General features: G+C 67.8%; 22 protein-coding genes. 11 read left to right on the forward strand and 11 right to left on the reverse strand.

Translation table 11 applies throughout. The features are described 5' to 3' along the window. Positions 1 to 42 precede the first annotated feature (42 nt). A complete protein-coding gene (locus VGV58_RS08425) occupies positions 43 to 528 on the forward strand; it encodes a PaaI family thioesterase (protein WP_326873518.1) in 486 nt (161 codons plus the stop codon). Positions 529 to 564: 36 nt separating this feature from the next. After that, the gene (locus tag VGV58_RS08430) at positions 565 to 984 is read left to right on the forward strand and encodes a DUF1801 domain-containing protein (protein WP_326873519.1); all 420 of its coding nucleotides are present in this window, start codon (positions 565 to 567) and stop codon (positions 982 to 984) included. On the opposite strand, the gene VGV58_RS08435 is transcribed toward VGV58_RS08430, so the two are convergent. Then, the gene (locus tag VGV58_RS08435) at positions 963 to 1,802 is read right to left on the reverse strand and encodes an AraC family transcriptional regulator (RefSeq protein ID WP_326873520.1); all 840 of its coding nucleotides are present in this window, start codon (positions 1,800 to 1,802) and stop codon (positions 963 to 965) included. The two genes, VGV58_RS08430 and VGV58_RS08435, sit on opposite strands and share 22 nt — an antisense overlap. Before the next feature lie 84 nt (positions 1,803 to 1,886). Between VGV58_RS08435 and VGV58_RS08440 the strand changes: the two genes are divergently transcribed. Together VGV58_RS08440 and VGV58_RS08445 are read left to right on the forward strand one after the other, a co-directional pair. Beyond that, positions 1,887 to 2,387 carry a hypothetical protein gene (locus VGV58_RS08440; RefSeq protein WP_326873521.1) on the forward strand — a complete coding sequence of 167 codons (501 nt, stop codon included), beginning with the start codon at positions 1,887 to 1,889 and terminating at the stop codon, positions 2,385 to 2,387. Positions 2,388 to 2,404: 17 nt separating this feature from the next. Further along, complete coding sequence (locus VGV58_RS08445; protein WP_326873522.1) at positions 2,405 to 2,782, forward strand: VOC family protein; 378 nt, start codon at positions 2,405 to 2,407, stop codon at positions 2,780 to 2,782. A gap of 16 nt (positions 2,783 to 2,798) precedes the next feature. Here the strand turns inward: VGV58_RS08445 and VGV58_RS08450 are convergent, their stop codons facing one another. From VGV58_RS08450 to VGV58_RS08465, 4 genes are all read right to left on the reverse strand, one after another. Continuing rightward, positions 2,799 to 3,491, reverse strand: a complete 693-nt coding sequence (locus VGV58_RS08450; protein WP_326873523.1) for a DUF930 domain-containing protein — start codon at positions 3,489 to 3,491, stop codon at positions 2,799 to 2,801. 106 nt (positions 3,492 to 3,597) lie between these two features. Further along, entirely contained in the window at positions 3,598 to 4,440 is an 843-nt protein-coding gene (locus VGV58_RS08455; RefSeq protein ID WP_326873524.1) for a DMT family transporter, read from the reverse strand. Further along, positions 4,437 to 4,937 (reverse strand): GNAT family N-acetyltransferase, encoded by a 501-nt coding sequence (locus VGV58_RS08460; protein ID WP_326873525.1) that lies wholly within the window; start codon positions 4,935 to 4,937, stop codon positions 4,437 to 4,439. The genes VGV58_RS08455 and VGV58_RS08460 overlap by 4 nt, the downstream gene beginning before the upstream one ends. Positions 4,938 to 5,002: 65 nt before the next feature. Further along, a complete protein-coding gene (locus tag VGV58_RS08465) occupies positions 5,003 to 5,767 on the reverse strand; it encodes a sulfite exporter TauE/SafE family protein (RefSeq protein WP_326873526.1) in 765 nt (254 codons plus the stop codon). Positions 5,768 to 5,904: 137 nt separating this feature from the next. Here VGV58_RS08465 and VGV58_RS08470 point away from each other — a divergent pair, with 137 nt between their 5' ends. Together VGV58_RS08470 and VGV58_RS08475 are read left to right on the forward strand one after the other, a co-directional pair. Next, complete coding sequence (locus tag VGV58_RS08470) at positions 5,905 to 7,329, forward strand: lipopolysaccharide biosynthesis protein (protein WP_326873527.1); 1,425 nt, start codon at positions 5,905 to 5,907, stop codon at positions 7,327 to 7,329. 168 nt (positions 7,330 to 7,497) lie between these two features. Further along, entirely contained in the window at positions 7,498 to 8,310 is an 813-nt protein-coding gene (locus VGV58_RS08475; RefSeq protein ID WP_414643904.1) for a L,D-transpeptidase, read from the forward strand. An 82-nt stretch (positions 8,311 to 8,392) separates the two neighbouring features. Here the strand turns inward: VGV58_RS08475 and VGV58_RS08480 are convergent, their stop codons facing one another. Continuing rightward, positions 8,393 to 9,385, reverse strand: coding sequence for a LysR family transcriptional regulator (locus VGV58_RS08480; protein ID WP_326873528.1), 993 nt, complete (start codon positions 9,383 to 9,385; stop codon positions 8,393 to 8,395). 112 nt (positions 9,386 to 9,497) lie between these two features. Between VGV58_RS08480 and VGV58_RS08485 the strand changes: the two genes are divergently transcribed. After that, positions 9,498 to 9,893, forward strand: a complete 396-nt coding sequence (locus VGV58_RS08485) for a nuclear transport factor 2 family protein (RefSeq protein ID WP_326873529.1) — start codon at positions 9,498 to 9,500, stop codon at positions 9,891 to 9,893. 108 nt (positions 9,894 to 10,001) lie between these two features. On the opposite strand, the gene VGV58_RS08490 is transcribed toward VGV58_RS08485, so the two are convergent. The 3 genes from VGV58_RS08490 to VGV58_RS08500 form a co-directional block, all read right to left on the reverse strand. After that, positions 10,002 to 10,793 carry a DUF2076 domain-containing protein gene (locus tag VGV58_RS08490; protein WP_326873530.1) on the reverse strand — a complete coding sequence of 264 codons (792 nt, stop codon included), beginning with the start codon at positions 10,791 to 10,793 and terminating at the stop codon, positions 10,002 to 10,004. A gap of 121 nt (positions 10,794 to 10,914) precedes the next feature. After that, a complete protein-coding gene (locus VGV58_RS08495; RefSeq protein WP_326873531.1) occupies positions 10,915 to 12,219 on the reverse strand; it encodes a UDP-glucose dehydrogenase family protein in 1,305 nt (434 codons plus the stop codon). Positions 12,220 to 12,420: 201 nt separating this feature from the next. After that, on the reverse strand, positions 12,421 to 13,119 hold the full coding sequence (locus tag VGV58_RS08500; RefSeq protein WP_326873596.1) for a L,D-transpeptidase: 699 nt from the start codon (positions 13,117 to 13,119) through the stop codon (positions 12,421 to 12,423). A 446-nt stretch (positions 13,120 to 13,565) separates the two neighbouring features. Between VGV58_RS08500 and VGV58_RS08505 the strand changes: the two genes are divergently transcribed. After that, a complete protein-coding gene (locus VGV58_RS08505; protein WP_326873532.1) occupies positions 13,566 to 15,725 on the forward strand; it encodes a methyl-accepting chemotaxis protein in 2,160 nt (719 codons plus the stop codon). Positions 15,726 to 15,730: 5 nt separating this feature from the next. On the opposite strand, the gene VGV58_RS08510 is transcribed toward VGV58_RS08505, so the two are convergent. Next, positions 15,731 to 16,153, reverse strand: a complete 423-nt coding sequence (locus tag VGV58_RS08510) for a globin domain-containing protein (protein ID WP_326873533.1) — start codon at positions 16,151 to 16,153, stop codon at positions 15,731 to 15,733. 112 nt (positions 16,154 to 16,265) lie between these two features. Next, a complete protein-coding gene (locus tag VGV58_RS08515; protein WP_326873534.1) occupies positions 16,266 to 17,678 on the reverse strand; it encodes an MATE family efflux transporter in 1,413 nt (470 codons plus the stop codon). Between the two features lie 181 nt (positions 17,679 to 17,859). Here VGV58_RS08515 and VGV58_RS08520 point away from each other — a divergent pair, with 181 nt between their 5' ends. The 3 genes from VGV58_RS08520 to VGV58_RS08530 all read left to right on the forward strand — a co-directional run bounded on the left by VGV58_RS08520 (position 17,860) and on the right by VGV58_RS08530 (position 22,334). Then, entirely contained in the window at positions 17,860 to 19,089 is a 1,230-nt protein-coding gene (locus tag VGV58_RS08520) for a M20 family metallo-hydrolase (RefSeq protein WP_326873535.1), read from the forward strand. A gap of 12 nt (positions 19,090 to 19,101) precedes the next feature. Beyond that, complete coding sequence (locus tag VGV58_RS08525; RefSeq protein ID WP_326873536.1) at positions 19,102 to 20,514, forward strand: amidase; 1,413 nt, start codon at positions 19,102 to 19,104, stop codon at positions 20,512 to 20,514. A gap of 221 nt (positions 20,515 to 20,735) precedes the next feature. Next, entirely contained in the window at positions 20,736 to 22,334 is a 1,599-nt protein-coding gene (locus VGV58_RS08530) for an ABC transporter substrate-binding protein (protein ID WP_326873537.1), read from the forward strand. Positions 22,335 to 22,362: the final 28 nt, after the last annotated feature.

Raw genomic sequence — 22,362 nt, forward strand, 5'->3', positions numbered from 1 at the left:
CATCTCTATCGTGCATCTACACGATAGAGATGGAGCTCTGTGATGTCCCGTGAGGTCGGTGTCGTCAGCCGTGATGTCCTGCTGGCGGAGGACGGCGCATCCTTCCTGCGCGGGATCGTCGAGGGACGCCATCCCGGCCCGCCCTTCGCCGATGCCATGGATTTCGATATCGCCGAGGTCGAGGAGGGCCGGGTGGTCTTCGTCGGCACGCCCTCGCCGCGCTTCTTCAATCCGCTCGGGACGATCCATGGCGGCTGGACCGCGACGATCCTCGATTCCGCCATGGCCTGCGCCGTGCATTCGACGCTGCGGGTCGGCGAGGGCTACACCACGCTGGAGATGAAGCTGAACTATGTCCGCCCGGTCATGCCCGCCAGCGGCCCGGTGCATTGCGAGGGCAGGCTGATTCATCGCGGCGGTTCGGTCGCGACCAGCGAGGGCAAGCTGATCGACGCAGCAGGCAAGCTGTTGGCGCACGGGACGGAGACCTGCATGATCTTCGGCGCGAAGGTGGGGGCGGGGCGCTGATCGGGGCGCCGCACCTGCTGGGGGCAGGAGCGGCTCGTGACATTTGCGCCATTTTCCGACGCGGCCGTCGAAGCGAGGTTTCGCGCGCTGCCGGGGCCACTTCGGCTCTCCCTGCTGCGACTGCGGCAGATGATCCTCGATGTCGCCGCCGGAAGTCCGGAAATTGGGCCGCTCACGGAGACGCTGAAATGGGGCGAGCCTGCCTGGCTGCCCAGGCGGCCGAGGACCGGGACGACCGTGCGGGCTGGCGCGCTGAAAGGCTCGTCGACGCATTACGCGCTCTATGTCCACTGCCAGACCAGCCTGGTCGAGACGTATCGGCGCCATTACTCCGGGCAGTTCAGCTATGACGGCAACAGGGCGCTGATCTTCGCGGTCGGGACGGAGCCGCCGGCCGAGCCGCTGGCGCATTGCATCGCACTCGCGCTGACCTATCACCGCTGGGCAAAGCGCTGACGGGGCCGCTCAGGCGCTCGATACTCGCTCGGATTCAATCCCATCACACGCTTGAAGCGCCGGTTGAAGGTCGAGAGGTCGCCGAAACCGCAATCGAAGGCGATGCCGGCGACGGACAGGTCGGTCCGACGTAGCAGCAGCGCCGCGCGGTGCAGGCGGGTGCGCAGCACATATTGATGTGGTGTCATCCCGACCAGCGCCCGGAAGGTGCGCAGGAAATGATACGGGCTCATCGCCGCGTGCCGGGCGAGTTCATCGATCGAGAGAGCGTCTTCGCAATGCGTCTCGATATGGCGTAGCGCCCGTGTGATCCGGTGCTGGTCACGGGTGCTTGGCGTCGCGCTCCCCGGCTTTGCGCCCGAAAGCACGCTCGTTACGGCGCCGGCGAGGCGCAGTGCGGTTTCCTCCAGCCTTTCGGGCTCGTCCGCGGCGATCTCCGCTTCGGCGATAACACCCGCGAGCAGCGCGAGGGCAGGTAGATGCGCCTGTGCGAAACTGATCTGGCGGGCGCCCGGCACGGCCGTTACGACGCCTTCGAGCCAGGCCGGCTCGAACTGGAAGGCGAGGCAGCGGTCGCCGGCTGCATGCTCATGGCCGCATTCGAAGCAGGCGCCGCGATTGCCGAGCAGCAGCGAGCCCGGCGCCAGCACCGCGCTGCCCTGTTTCGAGCGATAGCGGAACGAGCCGCTGCGGACGATGGCGATGCAGTGCTGCGGGTGCGCTTCCTCGAAGGCGCGATCGTCCGGGCCCGCGGTGCAGACGATGTCTGTGACTCGCCAGCCGGGGCCTGACGCCAGGATATGGGCGGTCGCGGTCATGTTCTGAGTTTAGCAGTTTTTCCCAAGCGCGGCCCGAAGCTCCGGGTCTAGCTGGGTGCAACTTGATCCAGACGGAGCCCGATCATGACAGCAGCGCCATCAAGGCTGGCCGATGTCCTCATCGCTGCCGGGCCGGCGCCTGAATACGCCGACAAGATGACCCTCTACGGACAGTTCGTCGGCGCTTGGACCATGGATGCGGTGATGCACACCGACGACGGCCAGCGCCATGAGGCCAAAGGCGAGATCCATTTCGGCTGGGTCCTCGGCGGCCGCGCCGTACAGGATGTCTGGTCGCTGCCGGGCTTCTTCCACGGCACGACGCTACGCATCTACGACCCCGGCCAGGGCGCCTGGCACATCCTCTGGAGCGATCCGCTCAAGCAGTACTACACGCACCAGCTTGGCCGGGCCGAAGGCAAGGACATCGTCCAGCACGGCAAGCTCGATGACGGCACCGCGATCCGCTGGCGCTTCACCGAGATCACGCCGGATTCATTCCACTGGATCGGCGACCGCTCGCGTGACGATGGCGCGAGCTGGCAGGTTCAGGCCGATTTCTGTGCCAAGCGCATCAAAGCCTGATGACAAGGAGGACCATCATGTTCGACCACATTTCCATCGGCGTTCGCGACATCGCCCGCAGCAAGCGCTTCTACGACGGTGCGCTCGGTGCGCTCGGCTATGACTGTCTGAGCAGCGATGAAAGCTCGCTCGGCTACGGCAAAGGGAGCGTCGGCCTGTGGATCGGCGCAGTCTCGGCGCCGGTGCCGCCGGACCGCGATTCCAACCTGCATTTCTGTTTCGTCGCACCGACACGCCAGAGCGTAGATTCCTTCCATGAGGCTGCGCTCGCAGCAGGTGGCAGCGACAACGGCAAGCCGGGCCTGCGCGACTCCTATGGCCCCGACTACTACGCCGCCTTCATCGTCGATCCCGACGGCTATCGGCTGGAGGCCTATTGCAGCAAGCCGGCCTGAGGCCGTTGCGGCAGCGTCAATGTTCGGGCGGCAGGTCGTGCGCCGCCCATTCGCTGCGCGGGATCGCCTCGCCGACGCGGAACTGGAAGCCGGCGACCTTGCCGTTCGCCGCCATCTCGCAGCGGAAGCGCAGGCCATACCATTGCTTGCGGCTGCGGAAGGCGGCGCCTTCCGCTTCGAGAGCGGTCTTCGTCAGCTTGGTGCTGGCCATGGCGAAGGCGACGACGCGGTCCGGCTCGAACTCCGCCTTCCAGGCATGGATCTGGCTCATCGCCTCGAGATTGCAGAGCTGCTCGATGCGCTCGCTCGCCTCGAGCGTCTTCAGCGCCTCACGCGCTCCACGGCTGCGCGGATTGGCCAGTACGCTGTCGGAATGCAGTGTCCGGGCGGTGATCATCGCTGGCGGTTCGGCCGGCGGTGGAACGGGCGGGGTGGCGGGCTTCTCCGGCTGTGCGGTGGCGGGGGGCGGTTGTAGAGGTGACGCGATCTCGGCTGCCGGCGGAGGAGCGGGCGCCTGGACAGGCGCGGGCGGCGTCGGCGTCAGCGCTTCCGGAGCGATCAGCTCGACCTCGATACTCGTCTCGGCCGGCGGCGTGAAGCTGCTGAGTGTCCGGATGGCGAGCAGGAGGCCGAACAGAAGATGGAAGCAGAGCGCGGCGGGAAGGCCGGGTTCGCGCAGGACGCGAGCAACGGTGCCGGCGCGCTGCATGCAGGGGTCAATCGCGGTCGGAGCGGAAGGCAAGCATGACGGGCGGTCTCTCCCCTCGCATTGCCCCGTGCAGAAGCCGACCAAGTCGGCGAATTTGCGGCGAAGATCAGCGTCGGCTGACAGCGAAGGCGCCGGCGACGATCAGGGCAGCGCCGGCATAGGTGGTCCAGAGCGGCATTTCGCCGAAGACGAACCAGCCGAGCAGGCTCGCCCACACCAGCGCCGTGTACTCGATCGGCGCCAGCCGCGAGGCGGGCGCGCGGGCGAAGGCCGAGGTCAGCGACAGATGCCCGGCAACGCCGAGCGCGCCGCCGCAGAGATAGGTGAGCAGGTCGCCCGTGCTCATCGGCTGGAAGACATAATAGGCCGGCCAGGCCAGGCAGAGCGCCGGCCCGGCATTCTGGAACAGCACGATGATCGCCGGATGCTCCTTCACCGCGATCGTGCGCAGCAGGATCAGGTTGAAGGCATAGGAGATCGCCGAGACCAGCGCTGCGGCGACGCCGAGCTCGGCGCCGGTGACACCGCCCTGCAGGCGCGGCCAGACCATCACCAGCATGCCGGCGAGGCCGAAGCCAAGCGCCTGCAGGATGCGCCCGTCGAGCCGTTCCTTCAGGATCAGCGCCCCGAGCAGGGCGACGAAGACCGGGGCCAGGAAGGAGAGCGTCAGCGCCTCCGCCAGCGGCAGCACCGAGATCGAATAGAAGAAGCTTCCGGCGGTGACGATGACCAGCGGGATGCGGGCGCTGTTGCCGATCAGGCTCGTCCGCGTCGGTCGCTTCGGCCGCAGGACAGCGACGACGATGATCGCGCAGACGGCGCCCGCTGCGAAGCGCATGAACAGCGCCAGCAGGAACGGGTGTTGCTGCATCTGCGCCTTGATCACCGCGTCCATCGCGGTGAGCAGGGCAATGCCGAGAACCGCCCGCAGCGCAGTGTTGAGGTTCATGGTTGTGCCGGGACGAGCGGCTTGCGGAAATGGTATTCCCAGGTCGAGGAGACGTCGGCGAGATAGCGCTCGCCCGGCCAGCGCACGAAGCCGAGCTTCTCGTAGAAGCGGTGGCCGCGGGCGAACTTGCTGTCCGACCACAGCATCATCTCGCCATAGCCGCCGGCCTCAGCGAAAGCGAGCGTGCGGGCGAACAGCGCCTGCGCCAGCCCGCTGCCGCGCTGGCTCGGATCGGCATAGACCTTGAACAGCTCGACGGCATTCTGGTCCGGCACCGGCACGACGGCGATCGAGCCGGCGATCCGTCCGTCCGGCCCATCCGCGACCCAGAGCCTGCCGCCTTTTTGCGCATAGTGGCTGGCGGGGTGGCGCAGCTCCGGGAATTCCGACCAGTCGAAGAAGCAGTTCGGATATTCGGCGAAGGTCGCGGCGATCAGGGTGGCGAGCGGCTCCGAATCGGCGTCGGTGGCGTCGCGAAGGGCGGGCAGGGCGGTCATGATCGATCGCTTAGGGCCAATCCGGCCTGCTGCAAAGATGGGCGGCTCGCGCTCCTGCCATGCCGTTACCGCAGCAATGCGAGGGCCGCGTCGGATGTCAGCTTCAGCGCGGCCGCGGCAAGCAGCAGATAGCAGGCGAAGAACAGCCGCTTCTGGTCGAGCCGCTCATGCAGCCAGCGCCCGATCCAGACGCCGATCGGCGCGGCCGGCAGCAGTGCGAGCGCAGCCCAGAGCACCTGTGGCTGCTTCAGGCCGAGCGCGAGATAGGGCGGCAGCTTCAAGAGGTTGCCGAGCATGAAGAAGGCGATGGTCGTGCCGACGAAGGCGGTCTTGGAGAGACCGCGCGCCAAGAGGTACATCGCGACCGGCGGCCCGCCCGCGTGGGCGACGAAGGTGGTGAAGCCCGAGGCCGTGCCGGCCAGCAAGGCCAAGGACGGCGAGACCGGAAGCTGGCCGGCGGGCGCGGTCCGGCCGCGCAGGAACCAGTGCGCGGTGAAGGCGAGGGTGATGACGCCGATGATCAGCGTGACGATGCGCGCATCGACGATCAGGAACACGGCATAGCCGATCGCGATGCCGGCGATCAGGCCGGGGATCAGCCAGGCGAGGTCCGGCTTCGACCAGGTCGAGGCGCCGAAGCTGCCGATGGCGAAGAGGTCCATCGCGGCGATCAGCACCGCCACCATGATCGCGCCCTGCAGGGGATCGACGACCAGCGCCAGTAGCGGCACGCCGAGGATGGCGAGCCCGCCGCCGAAGGCGCCCTTGCCGATGCCCATCAGCAGGGTGGTGGTCCAGCCGACGAGATAGAACATCGGATCGCCCGGCATCGGCTCAGCCTGTCTTGATGCTGCAGGGCGGCACGCCACCAGTTTCCGCTTGGACAGGCGCGGTTTGGCGGTTAGGCGGAATCAGCGCAGCCATGCGCGGCCGGTGCTGAGTCGGCTTGCCCCTTCGCGATGGCGTCATGACCGTACTCCTGCCCTTCGTGATCAATGCCGGGCTGAACTTCGTCCTCGGGCTGCTCATCGCCTATTTCCTCGGGCCCGCTGAATTCGGCCGCTACGCCATCGGCGCGGCGATGCTCGTGCTGCTCAACACCGCGCTGCTCGACTGGATCAGGCTCTCGGCAGTCCGTTTCTACTCGCAGAAGAGCCGGGAGGAACAGCCGCAGATCAGGGCGACCCTCGATGTGCTGAGCGCCGGGATCACGCTCGCTTTGTGCGGCCTCCTGGTCGCGGCGGTCGTCGCCGGCGTCGATTTCGGCCTGCCGGTCATGCTCGTCGCCGGCTCGGTGCTGGGCGGCATCTGCGCTGGCCTGTTCGACTATCACGGCGCCATCGCCCGGGCCCGCTTCCTCGATGCGGCCTATGCCCGCCTGATCATCATCAAGAATGTGCTCGCCCTGCTGCTAATGGTCGGCGGCGCCTGGTGGACGCGCGATGCGACAATCGTGATGTTCGGTGGCGTCCTCAGCGCCATGGCGGCCTTGCTGGCGGTGCGGCGCGCGCTGGCGGACGGGCCGCTCTCCTGGTCGGCGGCGCGGCGGGACCTCGCGCTCGACTTCGCGCGCTATGCGCTGCCGATCGTCGGCGCCAACGCGATCTATTCGCTGATCCCGCTGCTCAACCGCTCGCTGCTCGCCGACAGCAACGGCTTCGCCGAGGCCGGCTATTTCTCGCTTGCCGCCGATATGGGCCTGCGCCTGTTCGGCATGCTCGCCTCGACGCTGGAGATCGTCATGCTGCGCGAGGTGCTGCGGCTCGACGAGACCAAGGGTGAGCGCGCGGCGCAGAAGCGCATCGCCGCCAATCTGGTGATCGTGCTGATGGTGTCGCTGCCGGTGGCCGCGGGCCTCTTCCTGGTGCTGCCGGCCTTCGAGGCCTTGCTGGTACCGGCGAAGTTCCACGGCCATTTCGCGGGCTATCTGCGGCTATTGCTACCGGGGCTCGTCGCGCTCGCGATCTTCGCCGCCGGGATCTACCCGGTCTTTCTGCTCGGCAAGCGCACCGGTGTGGTGACGCTGGCGGCCCTTGCAGGCCTCCTTGTCAACCTCGCTCTGGTCTTCGCCGCCGGCGCGCTCGGCCCGGAACGCTATGCGCTCGGCCAGACTCTCAGCTTCCTCATGGTTCTCGCCATCACCGGCTGGGTCGGCTTGCGCTCGCTCCCGGTCTCCCCGAACTGGCGGGAGATCGGCATCATCGTCGCGGCGGTCGTCGCGATGGCGGTGGTGGTCTGGCCACTCTCCGGCCGCTTCAATCCGCTGCTCGAACTGCTGCTGCAGGGCGCGCTTGGCCTTGCCGTCTATGGCGGGCTGATGCTCGCCTTCGATGTGGCCCGCTGCCGGACGCTGCTGCGGCTCTGGCTCGCCATGCGCAAGAGCCGACGCTAACGAGGGGCGTGAACCTTGCGTTTACCGCGTTTGCTCGGGGATCGCTAAGGTTAACTCCGGGAATTCGAGCGATCAGGCCGGTTCCGGGGCCGATAGAGTCAACGATTCACCATTCATTTCAACGCATCGCCTCACGCTTCCTGCCTGTTGCGTAAAGAGAGTTGCGTCATGCGTTCGCTCTATCTTGTTCCTCTTGCCGTGCTCGGCGGCGTGCTGCTGTCGGCTGAGGCCAATGCCGAGACCTATTGGCGCCCGGCCGATCCGATGGTCACGCATTCGGCCGGCCGCGGCCAATATGGCGGCGGCTTCATCGAGATGATGATGACCGGCCAGGACCCGACCGATTACGGCCGGGGCGGGGCGGTCTACAACCGGCCGCAGCGCGGCGCCTACGGCCAGCAGCCGGCCATGCGCCGGCTCTCCGACTATGAGGCCCCGGTGCCGATCCAGGGCGATCCGATGGAGCCGCGCCGCGAGCGCCGCTCCGCCGCGCTCGGCGAGCCGATCCCGGCCGAACGGCCGATCGCGCGCACCCTCGATCCGCGCTTCCAGAAGCAGGAAGTGGCCTATGACGGCCCGCACAAGCCCGGCACCATCGTGATCGATACGCCGCGCCGCTTCCTCTTCCTGGTCCAGCCCGGCGGCCGCGCTCTGCGCTATGGCATCGGCGTCGGCCGGCCCGGTTTTGAATGGGCCGGCATGAAGGCGGTCACCCGCAAGGCGGAATGGCCGAGCTGGACGCCGCCGGCCGAGATGCTGAAGCGCCGGCCCGATCTGCCGCGCTTCATGGCGGGCGGGCCGGAGAACCCGCTTGGCGCCCGCGCCATGTATCTCGGCTCCTCGCTCTACCGCATCCACGGCACCAACGAGCCGAACACGATCGGCCAGGCGGTCTCCTCCGGCTGCATCCGCATGAACAACGAGGACGTGATCGACCTCTACGAGCGCGTCCGCGTCGGCGCCAAGGTCTTCGTGATCTGAGACGGATCGCACGCTGCCCGACGAAAAAGGCCCGCCTGTCGCCAGGCGGGCCTCGTCGTTTCAAGGGACTGGGCAGTGCTCGCTAGGGCACAACCGTATCTGCCGCCTGCGCCGTCGGCATCGCCGCCATGGCCGTGCCGACCGCCGCTCCGGCCGCGCTCGTCGCGCGCAGGCCGCCGCGGATGGCGTCGATCACGGCGCGGAGCGACGGCGCCATTTGCCGCTGGGCCGGATAGCAGAGATAGTAGCCGGGGAAGGGCGCAGACCAGGCCTCGAGCAGTGGGACGAGGCGGCCTTCGGCTATGTGCAGCGCGATCAGTTGCTGGCTGACGAAGGCGATGCCGACGCCGTCGACTGCCGCCTGTACCCCGAAGTCCTTCCTGTTGGAGATCAAGGGACCATCGACGGCGACCTCGAACCATTTGCCGTTTTCCATGAACTCCCATTTGTACGGCGTCTTCTGCCCCAGCCAGCGCCAACCGATGCAGCGATGGGCGAGAAGGTCGCGCGGATGGGCCGGGGTCCCGTGCCGCGCGAGATAGTCGGGCGAGGCCACCGCGGTCTGGCGCAGCTCCGGGCCGAGCTTTACTGCGATGAGGTCCTTGTCGATCACCTCCCCGAGCCGGATGGCGACGTCATAGCCTTCCGCCACGATGTTCACGACGGCATCGTCGAAGGTGATGTCGAGCGCGATCTGCGGATAGGCATCGCTGAACGCCCGCAGGATCGGGGTCAAATAGAGGTCCGCTGCCCCCGGGAAGCAGTGTATCCGCACGGTTCCGGCGGGATTGGCGCGGCGCTCGCGGGTCTCGCCCAGCGCCTCCGCCAGCTCCTCGACGGCGGGCCGCACCCGTTCATACAGCTTGGCCCCCGCCTCGGTAAGCGAGACGCTGCGGGTGGTGCGGTTGAACAGGCTGAGCCCGACCCGTTCCTCGAGCGCGCGGACCATCTGGCTCAGCGCCGAGGACGACACACCGACGTTCTCGGCCGCCCGGCTGAAGTTCAGTGAACCGGCGACCGCTACGAAGGCGCGGAGCTGGTTGAAGTCTCCGGCAGACAAAAGGGACATGTTCATGGGAGTCTCGATTGCTTAGTTCAGCTTAAAAGACTGATTAGCGCGTGCGGGTTAAATACCGTGGTTTCTCAAGGCTATACTCTGTTGAGTACTAAATTTGAAGGAAATCATAATGACGTCGCAAGACACACCCTCGACGACAAACATAGATGGATTGGTCGCCCTGGCGAAAACCTATTTCGACGCGGTCTACGCGATGGACGCCGACGCTTTAGCCACCATCTTCGATCCGGCTGCCTCGGTGACGCGGCGCGGCGATGGCGACAGTGTGGTGGTCACGCCAGTCGCCGCCTGGCTCGATCTGGTCCGGAGCCTGACCTCGCCGCGGGACGCCGGCGCGGTGCGCGCCGACCAGATCCTCTCCATTGCCATCACCCGTGACATGGCGCTGCTCAAGCTGCGCGTGCGAATCCCGGCCCGCGAGGCGACCGACCTGCTGTCGTGCTTCTATCTCGGCGGCCGCTGGCGGATCGTCCAGAAGGTCTTCGTCGCCGAGACCCTAGCGTGAAAGCTCGGCTACTGGCCGCCACCGGTATCTCGACCGCCGCCGTTCTCTAAAACAAGAGGCCCGCCTGTCGCCAGGCGGGCCTCGTCGTTTCAAGGAGCTGAGCGGCGCTCAGGCCCAGTCGTCGTCGCCGCCGCCAGAGCCGTCATCGTAGCTGCCATCATCGTAATTGGCGTCCTGGTAGCTCGGCTCCTGATAGGCCTGCTGCGGCTCCGCCGCCGGCTGCTGGTCGGCAGCCGTCTGCGTATCCTTCGAGGCCTCGTTGTTCTGCGAGGCGTCCTTGTTCTCGGCCGTGCTGGCCTCGGCCGGCTTGGCCTCGCTCGCGCTCGCCGCACTCTTGTTGCCGCCGAGCGCGTTCATCAGCATGTTGCCGGCGACCATGCCGCCGGCCACGCCGGCCGCCGTCGTCAGCGCGCTCGCCATGAAGCCGCCGCCGCGGGCCGGAGGCTGCTGGGCCGCCTGGTTCTGCCAGGGGCCGGGGGCAGGGGCCGCACCCATGCCCTGCTGAGGCGCAGCGGCCTGGCCGCCCCAGGGCGGCGAGGCCGGCTGCGGCGCGGCGCGCTGCGGGAAGGACGGCACCGAGCCCGGGCGAGCCGGCTGGTTGCCGCCGCCGAAAATGCCCGACAGGAAGCCACCGGACTGCTGCGCCGGGGCAGGGGCCGGAGCGGGCGGCTGGCTGCGCAGGCGCTCGACCTCGGCCTGCAACTGGTCGATCTGGCCCTGCAGGCTGGTGAGGGCCTGTTCCTGCACATAGACCGACTGCGCCATCGCATAGACGGCATAGGGCTGCTCGCGCAGCCGGTCGGCGATGTAGCGCTCAGCCTCGGGGTCGCGCGGCTGGTTTTCCGCCTGGCGCAGGCGATCGAAAATCCCGGCGATCACGTCGCGTTCTTGCGGCGTCATCGTCATCTCCTCTCATGTTGGACAGGGCGGTCGCCCTGTCGTCCCGAAAGGTGGTGACGGCTTATGACGCTATCAAGGCGACGACCTGGCGCCTTTCTGTCGCGTCGGCAGGCGGGGCACTTCAGGCGTTGCCGACATTGACATAGGTGAAGCCGCGCTCGCGCATCTCGCTGGAGCGGTAGATGTTGCGCAGGTCGATCACGACGGGATGCCGCAGCGCCGCCTTGACCCGGTCGAGATCGAGCGCTCGGAAGGCATCCCATTCCGTGACGATCACCAGCGCATCCGCCCCGTCGAGGCAGGAATAGGCGTCGGGTGCATAGGCGATCTCTGGCATCAGCGTTTTGGCGCTCGCCATCGCCTCGGGGTCATAGGCGACGATCTCGGCGCCGGCATCGAGCAGCGCGGTGACGATCGAGAGCGAGGGCGCCTCGCGCATGTCGTCGGTGTTCGGCTTGAAGGCGAGGCCGAGGATGGCGATGCGCTTGCCCCGGACCGAGCCGCCGCAGGCGGCGATGACCTTGCGCGCCATCGCACGCTTGCGCTGGTCGTTGACCGCGACGACGGTCTCGACCAGGCGCAGCGGACTTTCCATGTCCTGCGCCGTCTTGATCAGCGCGAGCGTGTCCTTCGGGAAGCAGGAGCCGCCATAGCCAGGGCCAGCATGCAGGAACTTGCCGCCGATGCGGTTGTCGAGGCCGATGCCGCGCGCCACCTCCTGGACATTGGCGCCGACCCGCTCGCACAAATCCGCCATCTCGTTGATGAAGGTGATCTTGGTCGCGAGGAAGGCGTTGCCGGCATATTTGATCAGCTCGGAGGTCCGCCGCGCCGTGAACAGCAGCGGCGCCGCGTTGAGATAGAGCGGCCGGTAGAGGTCTTCCATCACCTTGCGGGCGCGCTCGTCCTCGGTGCCGATCACGATCCGGTCCGGGCGCTTGAAGTCGGCGATCGCGGCGCCCTCGCGCAGGAATTCCGGATTGGAGACCACGGCGAAGTCGGCGTCCGGCTTGGTCTCGCGCATGATCCGCTCGACCTCGTCGCCGGTGCCGACCGGCACGGTCGACTTGGTGACGACGACAGTGAAGCCGTCGATCGCCGCGACGACGTCTCGCGCCGCCTGGTGGACATAGGACAGGTCGGCATGGCCGTCGCCACGGCGCGAGGGCGTGCCGACCGCGATGAAGACGGCATCGGCCGCAGCAACCGGGCCGGCGAGCTCGGTGGTGAAGGAGAGCCGCCCGGCGCGGACGTTGTTGGCGACGAGGTCGTCGAGGCCGGGCTCGTAGATAGGGATCTCGCCGCGCTTCAGGGCGGCGATCTTGCCGGCGTCGGTGTCGACGCAGGTCACCTCATGGCCGAAATCGGCGAAGCAGGCTCCGGAGACCAGGCCGACATAGCCTGAACCGATCATCGTCACGCGCATCTGGCGGTCTCATCGTCTCGTCGGCGGGCTGCCGACCGGCAGGGCGTAGCGCAAAACCGCGTCGAGGCAAATCGCAGCCGCCCGGGGCTGGCGGAGTAGCCCGATCTGGCGAAGGGACCATGACGGCGCCGCGGCGACATGAAAAAGGGCGGCTGCGAGCCGCCCTTTCCGAAAACGAGCCGGCTGGTCCGGCGGCAAGCTTCAGATGTCGTCCGGCGGCAGAGGCGCGTCGGTCTCGTCGATCTGCGGCTCCCCGATCGGGTTGCGGTTCAGCACGACCACGGGGGTGCCGGTCGGGACGCGGCTGTGGAGGTCGATGATGTCCTGATTGAACAGGCGGATGCAGCCCGACGACACGGCCTTGCCGATCGACCAGGGCTCGCTGGTGCCGTGAATGCGGTACAGCGTGTCCTGGCTGCCCTGATAGAGATAGAGCGCGCGCGCGCCGAGCGGGTTCTCGATGCCGCCGGCCATGCCACCGGCCCAGCGGGCGTTGCGCTCCGGCTCGCGGGCGATCATCGCGGCGGTCGGGGTCCAGCGCGGCCACTCGGCCTTGCGGGCGACGGTGGCGCGACCGCGCCAGGACATGCCCTGCTTGCCGACGCCGATGCCGTAGCGGATTGCGCGGCCATTCTCGCGGACGAGGTAGAGATAGCGGGCCGAGGTATCGACCACGATCGTGCCGGGCCGCTCCGGGGTCCGGTAGTCGACTTCCTGGCGCAGGAAGCGCGTATCGACCTCGTCGATGTCGGTCGCCGGCAGCGGATGCCGCTCGTCGGGCCGCTCGTCATACATCGACAGGAAGGCGGCGTTCTGGTGAACCGGCGTCCGGGCTTCGAAGGGCTGCTGCGGGCCGCTGACGCAGCCGGCGAGGCCGACGGGGACGAAGGCCGAGACCATCGTCAGGAAGCGGCGGCGGGAGCAGGCGGTGGAGGCGTCGGGCAGGGGGGTGGACATGACTCGGCTCTTGGATTGGGCGGCGGCTGGCAGCGGAAACAGGCGAATTGCCGACAAGTTCCAATGAATTCTCGCCGGCTGGTCCTTTTCACTTCACGGTCTCGCGTGGCGCCGGGGTGAAAAGCATGTGGCGAAATTATGGCCGACGCACAGCGTGGCTTGAATGTCACAGTCCGATATGTCGCAGCTGCATGACGTAAGGCTCGCCTGGCGGCGGTAGTACACGTCCTCCCCGTCACTGGGGCGAATGGTGGTGACGCTGCGCGCCTTAAGCTGCTCTTAGGGGTTTACCTACCATGACTCTTGGTTAGCCGGGTTCGATACTGAATCTTGTTGCAATGAAATGATGCTCGCCAAGGTTGCGAGACAAGACAAGTGGAAGTTACGCAATGAAGTCGATCCGTACCAAGGTGCTGGCCATGCTCGCGATCATCGTCGCCGGCGCAGTGCTCACGGCGGCCTTGAGTCTCTACGCCTTGTCGCGGTCCAATGATCTCAACGCGCGTTCCGACGTTCAGGGCGAGATCGCATTGCTCACCGAGCGGCTCAACACGCAGGTCTTCGCCGTGGTGATGGATTCCCGCGGCATCTACATGTCGAAGGATGCCAAGGAGGCCGAGGCCTTCGCCAAGCCGAAGGAGGCGCGCTTCCCGGTGATGCGCAAGCTCGCCGCCGATCTGGTCGCGCTGGTGCCGGCGCAGGAACGCGAGACCGCGCTCAAGCTGCAGAAGTCGGTCGAGGAGTTCATCACCTTCCGCGGCGAGCTGATTCGCCTCGGCCGCGAGGTTTCGACCGCGGCGGCCAACCAGCAAGGCAACAACGACGAGAACCGCGCCAACCGCAAGGCGCTGAACGATCAGCTCGTTGCCTTCGGCAAGCGCAACGAGGAGGTCGGCAACCGCCTCTCCGACGAGGCGGCCGCCTTCACGCGCCAGGTGCAGTGGATTCTCCCGGCAATGCTGTTCGCAGCGTTGCTGGCCTCGCTCGCGGCGGCGCTGTTGTTCGCGCAGCGTTCGATCACGCGTCCGCTGCTCGATCTCAGTGCGAGCATGAGCCGCCTCACCGCGGGCGAGACCGCGATCGCGGTGCCGCACACCACGCGGCATGACGAGATCGGCGACATGGCGCGGGCCGTGGCGGTCCTGCGCCAGAGCACCGAGCAGGTCGCGCAGTTGCAGGAGCAGGAGCGGGCTGCCGCGGCGGACCGGATTCGCTCCGCCGACGCGATGTCCGTGGTGGTGTCGGATGTCGGCGAGGTTGTTGCTGCGGCCGCAGCGGGGGATTTCTCGGCGCGCCTTCAGATCGAGCAGGCCGACGAGCAGATGCAGAAGCTGGTCGGCGGCATCAACGAGATCAACGCCGTCGTTGACGGCGCCACCACCGAGTTCGTCGAGGTGCTGCAGGCGCTGGCGGCGGGCGATCTCACTCGCCAGGTGCCGACCGCCTATCGCGGCCGCTTCGCCGAGCTCAAGGACGCCGTCAACGAGACGATCGCGCGCCTCTCCGCCACCGTCTCGACCATCCAGGTGACGGCCTCCGATGTCGGCATCGCCGCCCGCGAGATCAACATGGGCGCCGACGATCTGTCGAAGCGGACGGAAGAGCAGGCTTCCTCGCTCGAGGAGACCGCGGCGACGACCGAGGAGCTGGCAGCGTCGGTGAAGGCCTCGGCGCAAGGCGCGCGCCAGGCGGCAGTGGTCGCCGAGGAGGCGATGCAGGCGGCGCAGGATGGCGGCGCCATCGCCGGCGAGGCGGTCGCGGCCATGGCCCGGATCGAGGACGCCTCCAGGAAGATCTCCGAGATCGTCTCGGTGATCGACGGCATCGCCTTCCAGACCAACCTGCTGGCGCTCAATGCCGCGGTGGAAGCGGCCCGCGCCGGCGATGCCGGCAAGGGCTTCGCCGTGGTCGCCAGCGAGGTGCGCACCCTTGCCCAGCGCTCGGGCGAGGCCGCCAAGGACATCTCCGGGTTGATCTCGTCCTCCAACACCGAGGTCGAGCAGGGCGTCCGGCTGGTGCGCCGCGCCGGCGAGTCGCTCGAGAAGATCCTCGCCGCCTCGCAGAAGGTCACCGGCACGATCCAGGAGATTTCGGCCGCCTCGGCCGAGCAGGCGCATGGCATCGACGAGATGAGCCAGGCGGTCGCCCATCTCGACGAGATGACGCAGGCGAACGCCGCGCTGGCCGAGCAGAGCGCTGCCTCGGCGGGAGCGCTCAGCGGCCGGATCGGTGAGCTCAACACGCTGGTGGCGAGCTTCCGCACCGGCAGCGGGGCGAATACCGCGATGGCGGCCGCGCCGGCCTTCGACGGCGCGCGCCCGGCTGCCCGCCCTGCCATGCGTGCTGCGGCTCGTCCTGCCGGCGCCGCACCGCATGCCGCCGGCCCGGCCGATCACGGCAGTGGCCAGGCGCCCGAGCCGGAGCGGCTGCGCCAGCTTGCCGAGGCCGCCTTCGCCCAGAGCAAGGCCGCCCAGCCCCAGCGCGCCCCGGCCCAGCCCCGCAAGGCGGCAAACGGACGCGCCAATGACACGGGGTGGGAGGAGTTCTGAGGGGCTCAGGCCGAGCGCTGGCTCGGCGTAGCGGCGGCGAGCATGGTCGCCGCCATCTGGTCGTAGAGCTCGCTCCAGGCAGCTCGCGCCTGAGCCGTGAAGGCTTCCCCCAACGAGGTCTCCAGCGTCCAGAGCAGGGCGCTGCGGACCGCCTCGTAATGGGCCTGCCGGACGCCGTAGCCGCTATGGCGCTCGCCGAGCCGCGCGAGCAGGGCATTGAGCCCCGTCGGGTCGTTCAACATGGCGAGCGCGACCGTCAGCGTCTCGATCAGCTTCGCCGCCTGCGCCTCGATATCCGTCTTGAACAGGGCGCGCGTGCCCGGCATCGTGGTGAAGAGCCGCTCATAGAACAGGCATGCTGTCTCGATCTTGCGCCGATGCAGTTGCGCGAAATTCGAGCGGATCAGCGCGATGTCCTGCGGCGTCACGACCTCCCCCTTTTCAGCGTGGCATCGCGAGGGAACGTGGCAGGAATTCTCCGACAGGATGTGCGAAAATGCAACCTGGAGTTAACGAAACACTGCCGCCGCGGCGATGCCGCTACGAGGCTGGCTGGTGGGCGGCCCCTTTGGTCAGGCCGAGCCTTTCGCGGGCGAACCAGCGGGCCAGCATCGGCACGCCCACGATGGTGAGGCCGACCGCGAGGCCGATCCAGATGCCGGCGCCGGCGAGCGGGGTCCAGAAGCCGAGCGCCGCCGAAAGCGGCAGGCCGATGCCCCAGTAGCCGATGCCGGCGAAGATCATCGGCACGCGCGTGTCGCGCAAGCCGCGCAGCACCGAGGCGCCCACGACCTGAGCCCCGTCGGCGATCTGGAAGATCGCGGCATAGTACAGGAACAGCACGGCCATCTGCGCGACCTCGGCCGCCTTCGGCTTGCTGGTGTCGAGGAAGGGCGCGACCAGCCAATGCGGCACCAGGAACATCATCAGCGCCGTCAGGCACATGAAGCCGAGCGTCAGCGCGATCGCCGTCGTGCCGGCGCGGGAGATGCCGTCGCGGTCGCCGGCGCCGAAGGCGTGCCCGACCCTGACCGTGCCGGCCTGGCCGATGCCCATCGGCACCATGAAGGTCAGCGAGGCGATCTGGATCGCGATCGCATGGGCGGCCAGCGAGGTCGGTCCGATCAGCCCCATCATCAGGGCGGCGCCGTTGAAGATCACCACCTCGAAGGCGACGGTCGTGCCGATCGGCAGGCCCATCCGCCAGAAGGCGCGATAGCGGCTCCAGTCGGCGCGCCAGAACCGGCCGAACAGATGATAGCGCCGGAAGCGCCGGTCGAGCGAGACCACGGCCGCGAGGCCGGCGAACATCAGCGTCGAGGCCATCGCGGTCGCCAGCCCAGAGCCGGGCAGGCCGAACGCCGGGACGCCGAGCCTGCCGAACATCAGCACCCAATTGGCGAAAGCGTTGAAGACGACGGCGCAGAGCACGATGACGAACGCCCAGAACGGCCGCTGCAGCGCCGCCAGGAAGCCGCGCAGCACGAGATAGCAATAAAAGGGCAGCAGCCCCCATTGCAGGGTGTGGAGATAGGAGGCGGCTGCTTCCGACAGGGCCGGATCCTGGCCCATCGCCTTGAGGATCGTCTCGCCCTGCCAGAGGAAGAGCCACATCGGCAAGGCGAGCGTCACCGCCACCCAGAAGCCCTGGCGCACGGTGCGGCGCACGTCGCGCACCGAATGCCGGTTGCGGCCAAGCTCGATCGAGACCATCGGCGCGACCGCCGCCATCACGCCGATGCCGAAGATCAGCACCGCCATGTAGAGATTCGAGGCGAGCGCGCCCGCCGCGAGCGAGTCGGGGCCGAGATGGCCCATCATGATCACGTCGGTCGCCGTCATCGCCGTCTGCGCGACATTGGTCAGCACCATCGGCCAGCTCAGCGCCAGCATGGCTTTGACCTCGGCGAGCCAGGGGCTCCCCGAGCGATAGGGCAGGGCGATCTGCGACATGATGACTGCCTTTTATCTGGGCAGAGTGCTCCTTCAAAGTCCTCGGCGCGCCGGACTGAACCGCGCCCTGCGCGTGGCGCGCTGCCGGTCCGCGCCGTCTCGGCGATTCTGCCTCTTGCGCGCGGGCGCCCGTTCCGGCCTGCTGGGCGCCTGGACAGGGCGCCTATGGAGAGCCGACGCGATGAGCACCAATCTGCGGATCGATGGGGAGCGCCTGCTCTCGCGGCTGGCGGCGCTGTCGAAGATCGGAGCGACGCCGGAAGGCGGCTGCCGGCGCCTGGCGCTGACGGATGAAGACAAGCAGGGGCGCGACTGGCTGGTCGGCGAACTGAAGGCGCTCGGCCTCGATGTCCGCGTCGATGCGATCGGCAACATCATCGGCATCCTCAAGGGCCAGGAGGACGGGCCAGCGGTGATCATGGGTTCGCATATCGACACGGTCGGCACCGGCGGGCGCTTCGACGGCGCGCTCGGCGTGATCGGTGGCGTCGAAGTGCTGGCGGCGCTCCGGGATGCCGGCGTGACGCCGAAGCGCGATATGGCGGTCATCGCCTTCACCAATGAAGAGGGCGCCCGCTTCCATCCCGACATGCTCGGCTCCTATGTCTGGGCCGGCGGGATGAGCGTCGCTGCCGCCCATGCCGAGAAGGACGCTGACGGCGCCGTGCTCGGCACCGAGCTGAACCGCATCGGCTATCACGGGCCGGAGCAGCCCGGCTTCCTGCCGGCGCATGCCTATCTCGAGCTGCATATCGAGCAGGGCCCGATCCTGGAGAGCGAGGGCGGGGGCCTCGGCGCTGTCACCGGCATCCAGGGCATCTGCTGGCTCGAGCTGACGCTGACGGGCCGGCCGAGCCATGCCGGCACCACGCCGATGCGCTATCGCAAGGATCCCGGCCTCGCCGCCGCGCGCATCAACATCTTCGCCAACGAACTGACCAAGACGATCCCCGGCCAGCTCGCCAATTCAGGCGTGATCCGCACCTGGCCCGGCAACGTCAATGTCGTGCCGGAGACCGTGGTGATGACGCTCGATCTGCGCAATCCGCTCGATGCGCCCCTGGCCGAGGCCGAGGCTGCCGTGCGCAGGTTCTGCGCCGAATTGTCGGCGCGCGACGACATCGCCATCAGCTTCCGCGATCTCGCCCGCTTCCCGGCGACACCTTTCGCCGAGGAATTGATCGCCAGCGTCGAGGCGAGCGCCGCGGAGTTCGGGCTGCCGATCCGCCGGATGATCTCGGGCGCCGGCCATGATGCGCAGATGATGTCGCGGCTCTGCCCGACGGCGATGGTGTTCATCCCCTCGATCGGCGGCCTCTCGCACAACCCGGCCGAGCTCAGCAGCGACGACGACATGGTCGCCGGCGCCAATGTCCTGCTCAGCGCCGCCTGGCGCGCAGCCAACGCCTGACGGGGTAGATCAATGACCAGCATCGCCTCCCTTTCCGCCGCCGAGCTCGGCGATCTCTATGCCGCGCGCGAACTCTCGCCGGTTGAGGTCGCCAGGGACGCGCTCGCCCGGATCGACCGTTTCGAGCCGGAGGTGAACGCCTTCGTCGTCCGTGACGAGCCCGTGACGCTCGCCATGGCGCAGGCCGCAGAGGCACGCTGGTTGAAGGGCGAGGAACTCGGCCCGCTCGACGGCGTGCCGGTGACGATCAAGGACAATCTCGGCGTCGCCGGCTGGCCGATGCGGCGCGGCTCGGCGCTCGCTTCCGATGCGCCGTTCCAGGAGGACGCGCCGGCGACGGCGCGGCTGCGCGAAGCCGGCTGCGTTTTCCTCGGCAAGACGTCCATGCCGGAATATGGCTGGAAGGGCGTCGGCGATTCGCCCTTCTCCGGCATCACCCGCAACCCCTGGGACGTCTCGACCGGCCCGGGCGGCTCCTCCTCGGGGGCGGCCGTCGCCGCGGCGCTCAATCTCGGCTGCATTCATCTGGGCACGGACGGCGCCGGCTCGGTGCGCATTCCGGCCGCCTTCTGCGGTGTCTTTGGCCTGAAGCCGACCTATGGCCGCGTGCCGGCCTGGCCCGCCTCGGTGATGGGCTTCTTGGCCCATCTCGGCCCGCTGACTCGTACCGTGCGCGATTCGGCCCTTGCCATGAACGCGATCGGCCGTCCCGATGCGCGCGACATGACCGCCTTCAAGGATGCCCCGCCCGATTTCACGGCTGGGCTCGATCGTGGCGTGCGCGGCCTGCGCATCGCCTGGTCGCCGCGCCTCGGCGGCGATGCCCTGGTCGATCCTGAGATTGCGGCCCTGACGCATGCGGCGGCGCTGACCTTCCGCGACCTCGGCGCGACCGTCGAGGAGGTCGACCCCGGCATCGACGACCCGATCGCGACGCTGATGACGCTCTGGTCGGCGGGCGCGGCCCTGGCCTTGCGCAGCACCGATGCGGCCGGGCGCGCCCGGATGGATCCTGGCCTCGTCGCCGTCGCCGAGATGGGCGAGCGGGTCGACAGCGCTGCTTATGTCGATGCGCTGCTATATCAGCGCAATGCGCTCGCCTATCAGATGGCGCAGTTCCATGAGCGCTTCGACTTGCTGCTGACGCCGACGCTGCCGCTGCCGGCCTTCGCGGTCGGCAGGAACACGCCCGAGCATGGCGGCTATGGCGAGGACTGGACGCGCTGGACGCCGCTGACCTACCCCTTCAACATCACCCAGCAGCCGGCCGCCGCCGTGCCGTGCGGACTGACCTCGGCCGGATTGCCGGCGAGCCTGCAGATCGTCGGGGCTTTCGGCAATGATGCGCTTGTCATGCAAGCGGCAGCGGCTTTCGAAACAGCGCGTCCTTTCGCTCGGGTCGATGCGCCGATCAAATCGATTTAAGCAGATCGGCGCAATTTTCTGCGTCGCTCCGGTGGGGCGACGCGTCATTTGTTTGCAAACGATGTCGTGAACCGCAAACCGGTTCCGTCTGGCACGAACCCTGCAGAGCGATTTCTTGTCGGTCGCGGCTCGTCAAGCGTGTTGTCAGGGCGGATTTTTCTGCCCACACTCTAGGCAAGGTTGCCCGATCAGAGGTCGCCGTTCCAGGGGAGAGCATTGCGATGGACCGCAGGAATTTTCTGAAGACTGCCGCCGGAACCGGCGTTCTGGCAGCGACAGGCGGTCTTGCCATGCCGGCGCTGTCCCAAGGCGCGGCGGCCAAGACGCTGCGCTTCGTGCCGCAGGCCAACCTCGCCAATTTCGACCCGATCTGGGGGACGCAATACGTCGTCCGCAACGCTGCCGCGCTGGTCTGGGACACGCTCTACGGCATCGATTCGAAGTTCCAGCCGCAGCGCCAGATGGTCGAGGGCGAGGAGGTCTCCTCCGACGGCCTGACCTGGACCTTCAAGCTGCGCTCCGGCCTCAAATTCCATGACGGCACGCCGGTGCTGGCCAAGGACGTGGTGCAGAGCCTGAAGCGCTGGCAGGCCCGCGACCCGATGGGCCTGATGATCAAGGCGATCGAGAACGAGCTGGCCGCGGTCGACGACCGCACCTGGACATGGAAGCTCAAGCAGCCCTTCCCGAAGATGCTGCTGGCGCTCGCCAAGAACAACGCGCCGTGCTCCTTCATCATGCCCGAGCGCATCGCCAAGACCGACCCGTTCACGCAGATCACCGAATATGTCGGCTCTGGCCCGATGAAGTTCGCCCGCAATGAATGGGTGCCGGGCGCCAAGGCCGTCTTCGAGAAGTTCGCCGACTATGTGCCGCGCTCCGAGAAGGCCGATTGGCTCGCCGGCGGCAAGAACATCCTGGTCGACCGCGTCGAATGGGTGATCATCCCGGACGCCGCGACCGCCGCCGCCGCGCTGCAGAGCGGCGAGGTCGACTGGTGGGAGACGCCTCTCTCCGACCTCGTGCCAGTGCTCAAGGGCCACAAGGATATCAACGTCGATATCGGCGATCCGCTCGGCAATATCGGCGCCTTCCGCATGAACCACCTGCATCCGCCCTTCAACAATCTGAAGGTGCGCCAGGCGGTGCTGACGGCGATGAACCAGGAAGACTTCATGCGCGCGATCGTCGGCGACGACGACAAGCTCTGGAGGCCGCTGCCCGGCTTCTTCACGCCCGGCACGCCGCTCTATACCGAGGTCGGCGGCGACATGCTGAAGATGAAGAACGTCGCGGCCGCCAAGAAGCTGATCGCCGAGTCCGGCTATAATGGCGAGCCGGTGATCTGCGTCGTGGCACAGGACATGTCGGCGACCAAGGCGATGGGCGACGTCACCGCCGAGCTCTTGAAGAGCATTGGCCTGAAGGTCGATTTCGTCGCCACCGACTGGGGCACGGTTGGTGCGCGCCGCGCCCAGAAGACCCCGCCGAGCCAGGGCGGCTGGAGCATGTTCCATACCTGGCATGCCGGCGCCGACTGCCTCAACCCGTCCTCCTACACGGCGATCCGGGCCAATGGCGACAAGGCCTGGTTCGGCTGGCCGGACGTGCCGGCGGTCGAGACCGAAGTCACCAACTGGTTCAACGCCAAGGACATGGCCGCGGAGAAGGCGGCGATGGACCGCCTCAACAAGGCGGCCGTCGAGAACGTCGTCTATGCGCCGACCGGCTTCTATCTCGGCTACCAGGCCTGGCGGAAGAACGTCACCGGCGTGACCAGCGGCCCGCTGCCTTTCTTCTGGAACGTGGCCAAGGCCTGAGACCGAGCAAGCCTGCGGCCCGGCTCAC

The organism is Allobosea sp., from assembly GCF_035944895.1.
Classification (GTDB): Bacteria; Pseudomonadota; Alphaproteobacteria; order Rhizobiales; family Beijerinckiaceae; genus Allobosea.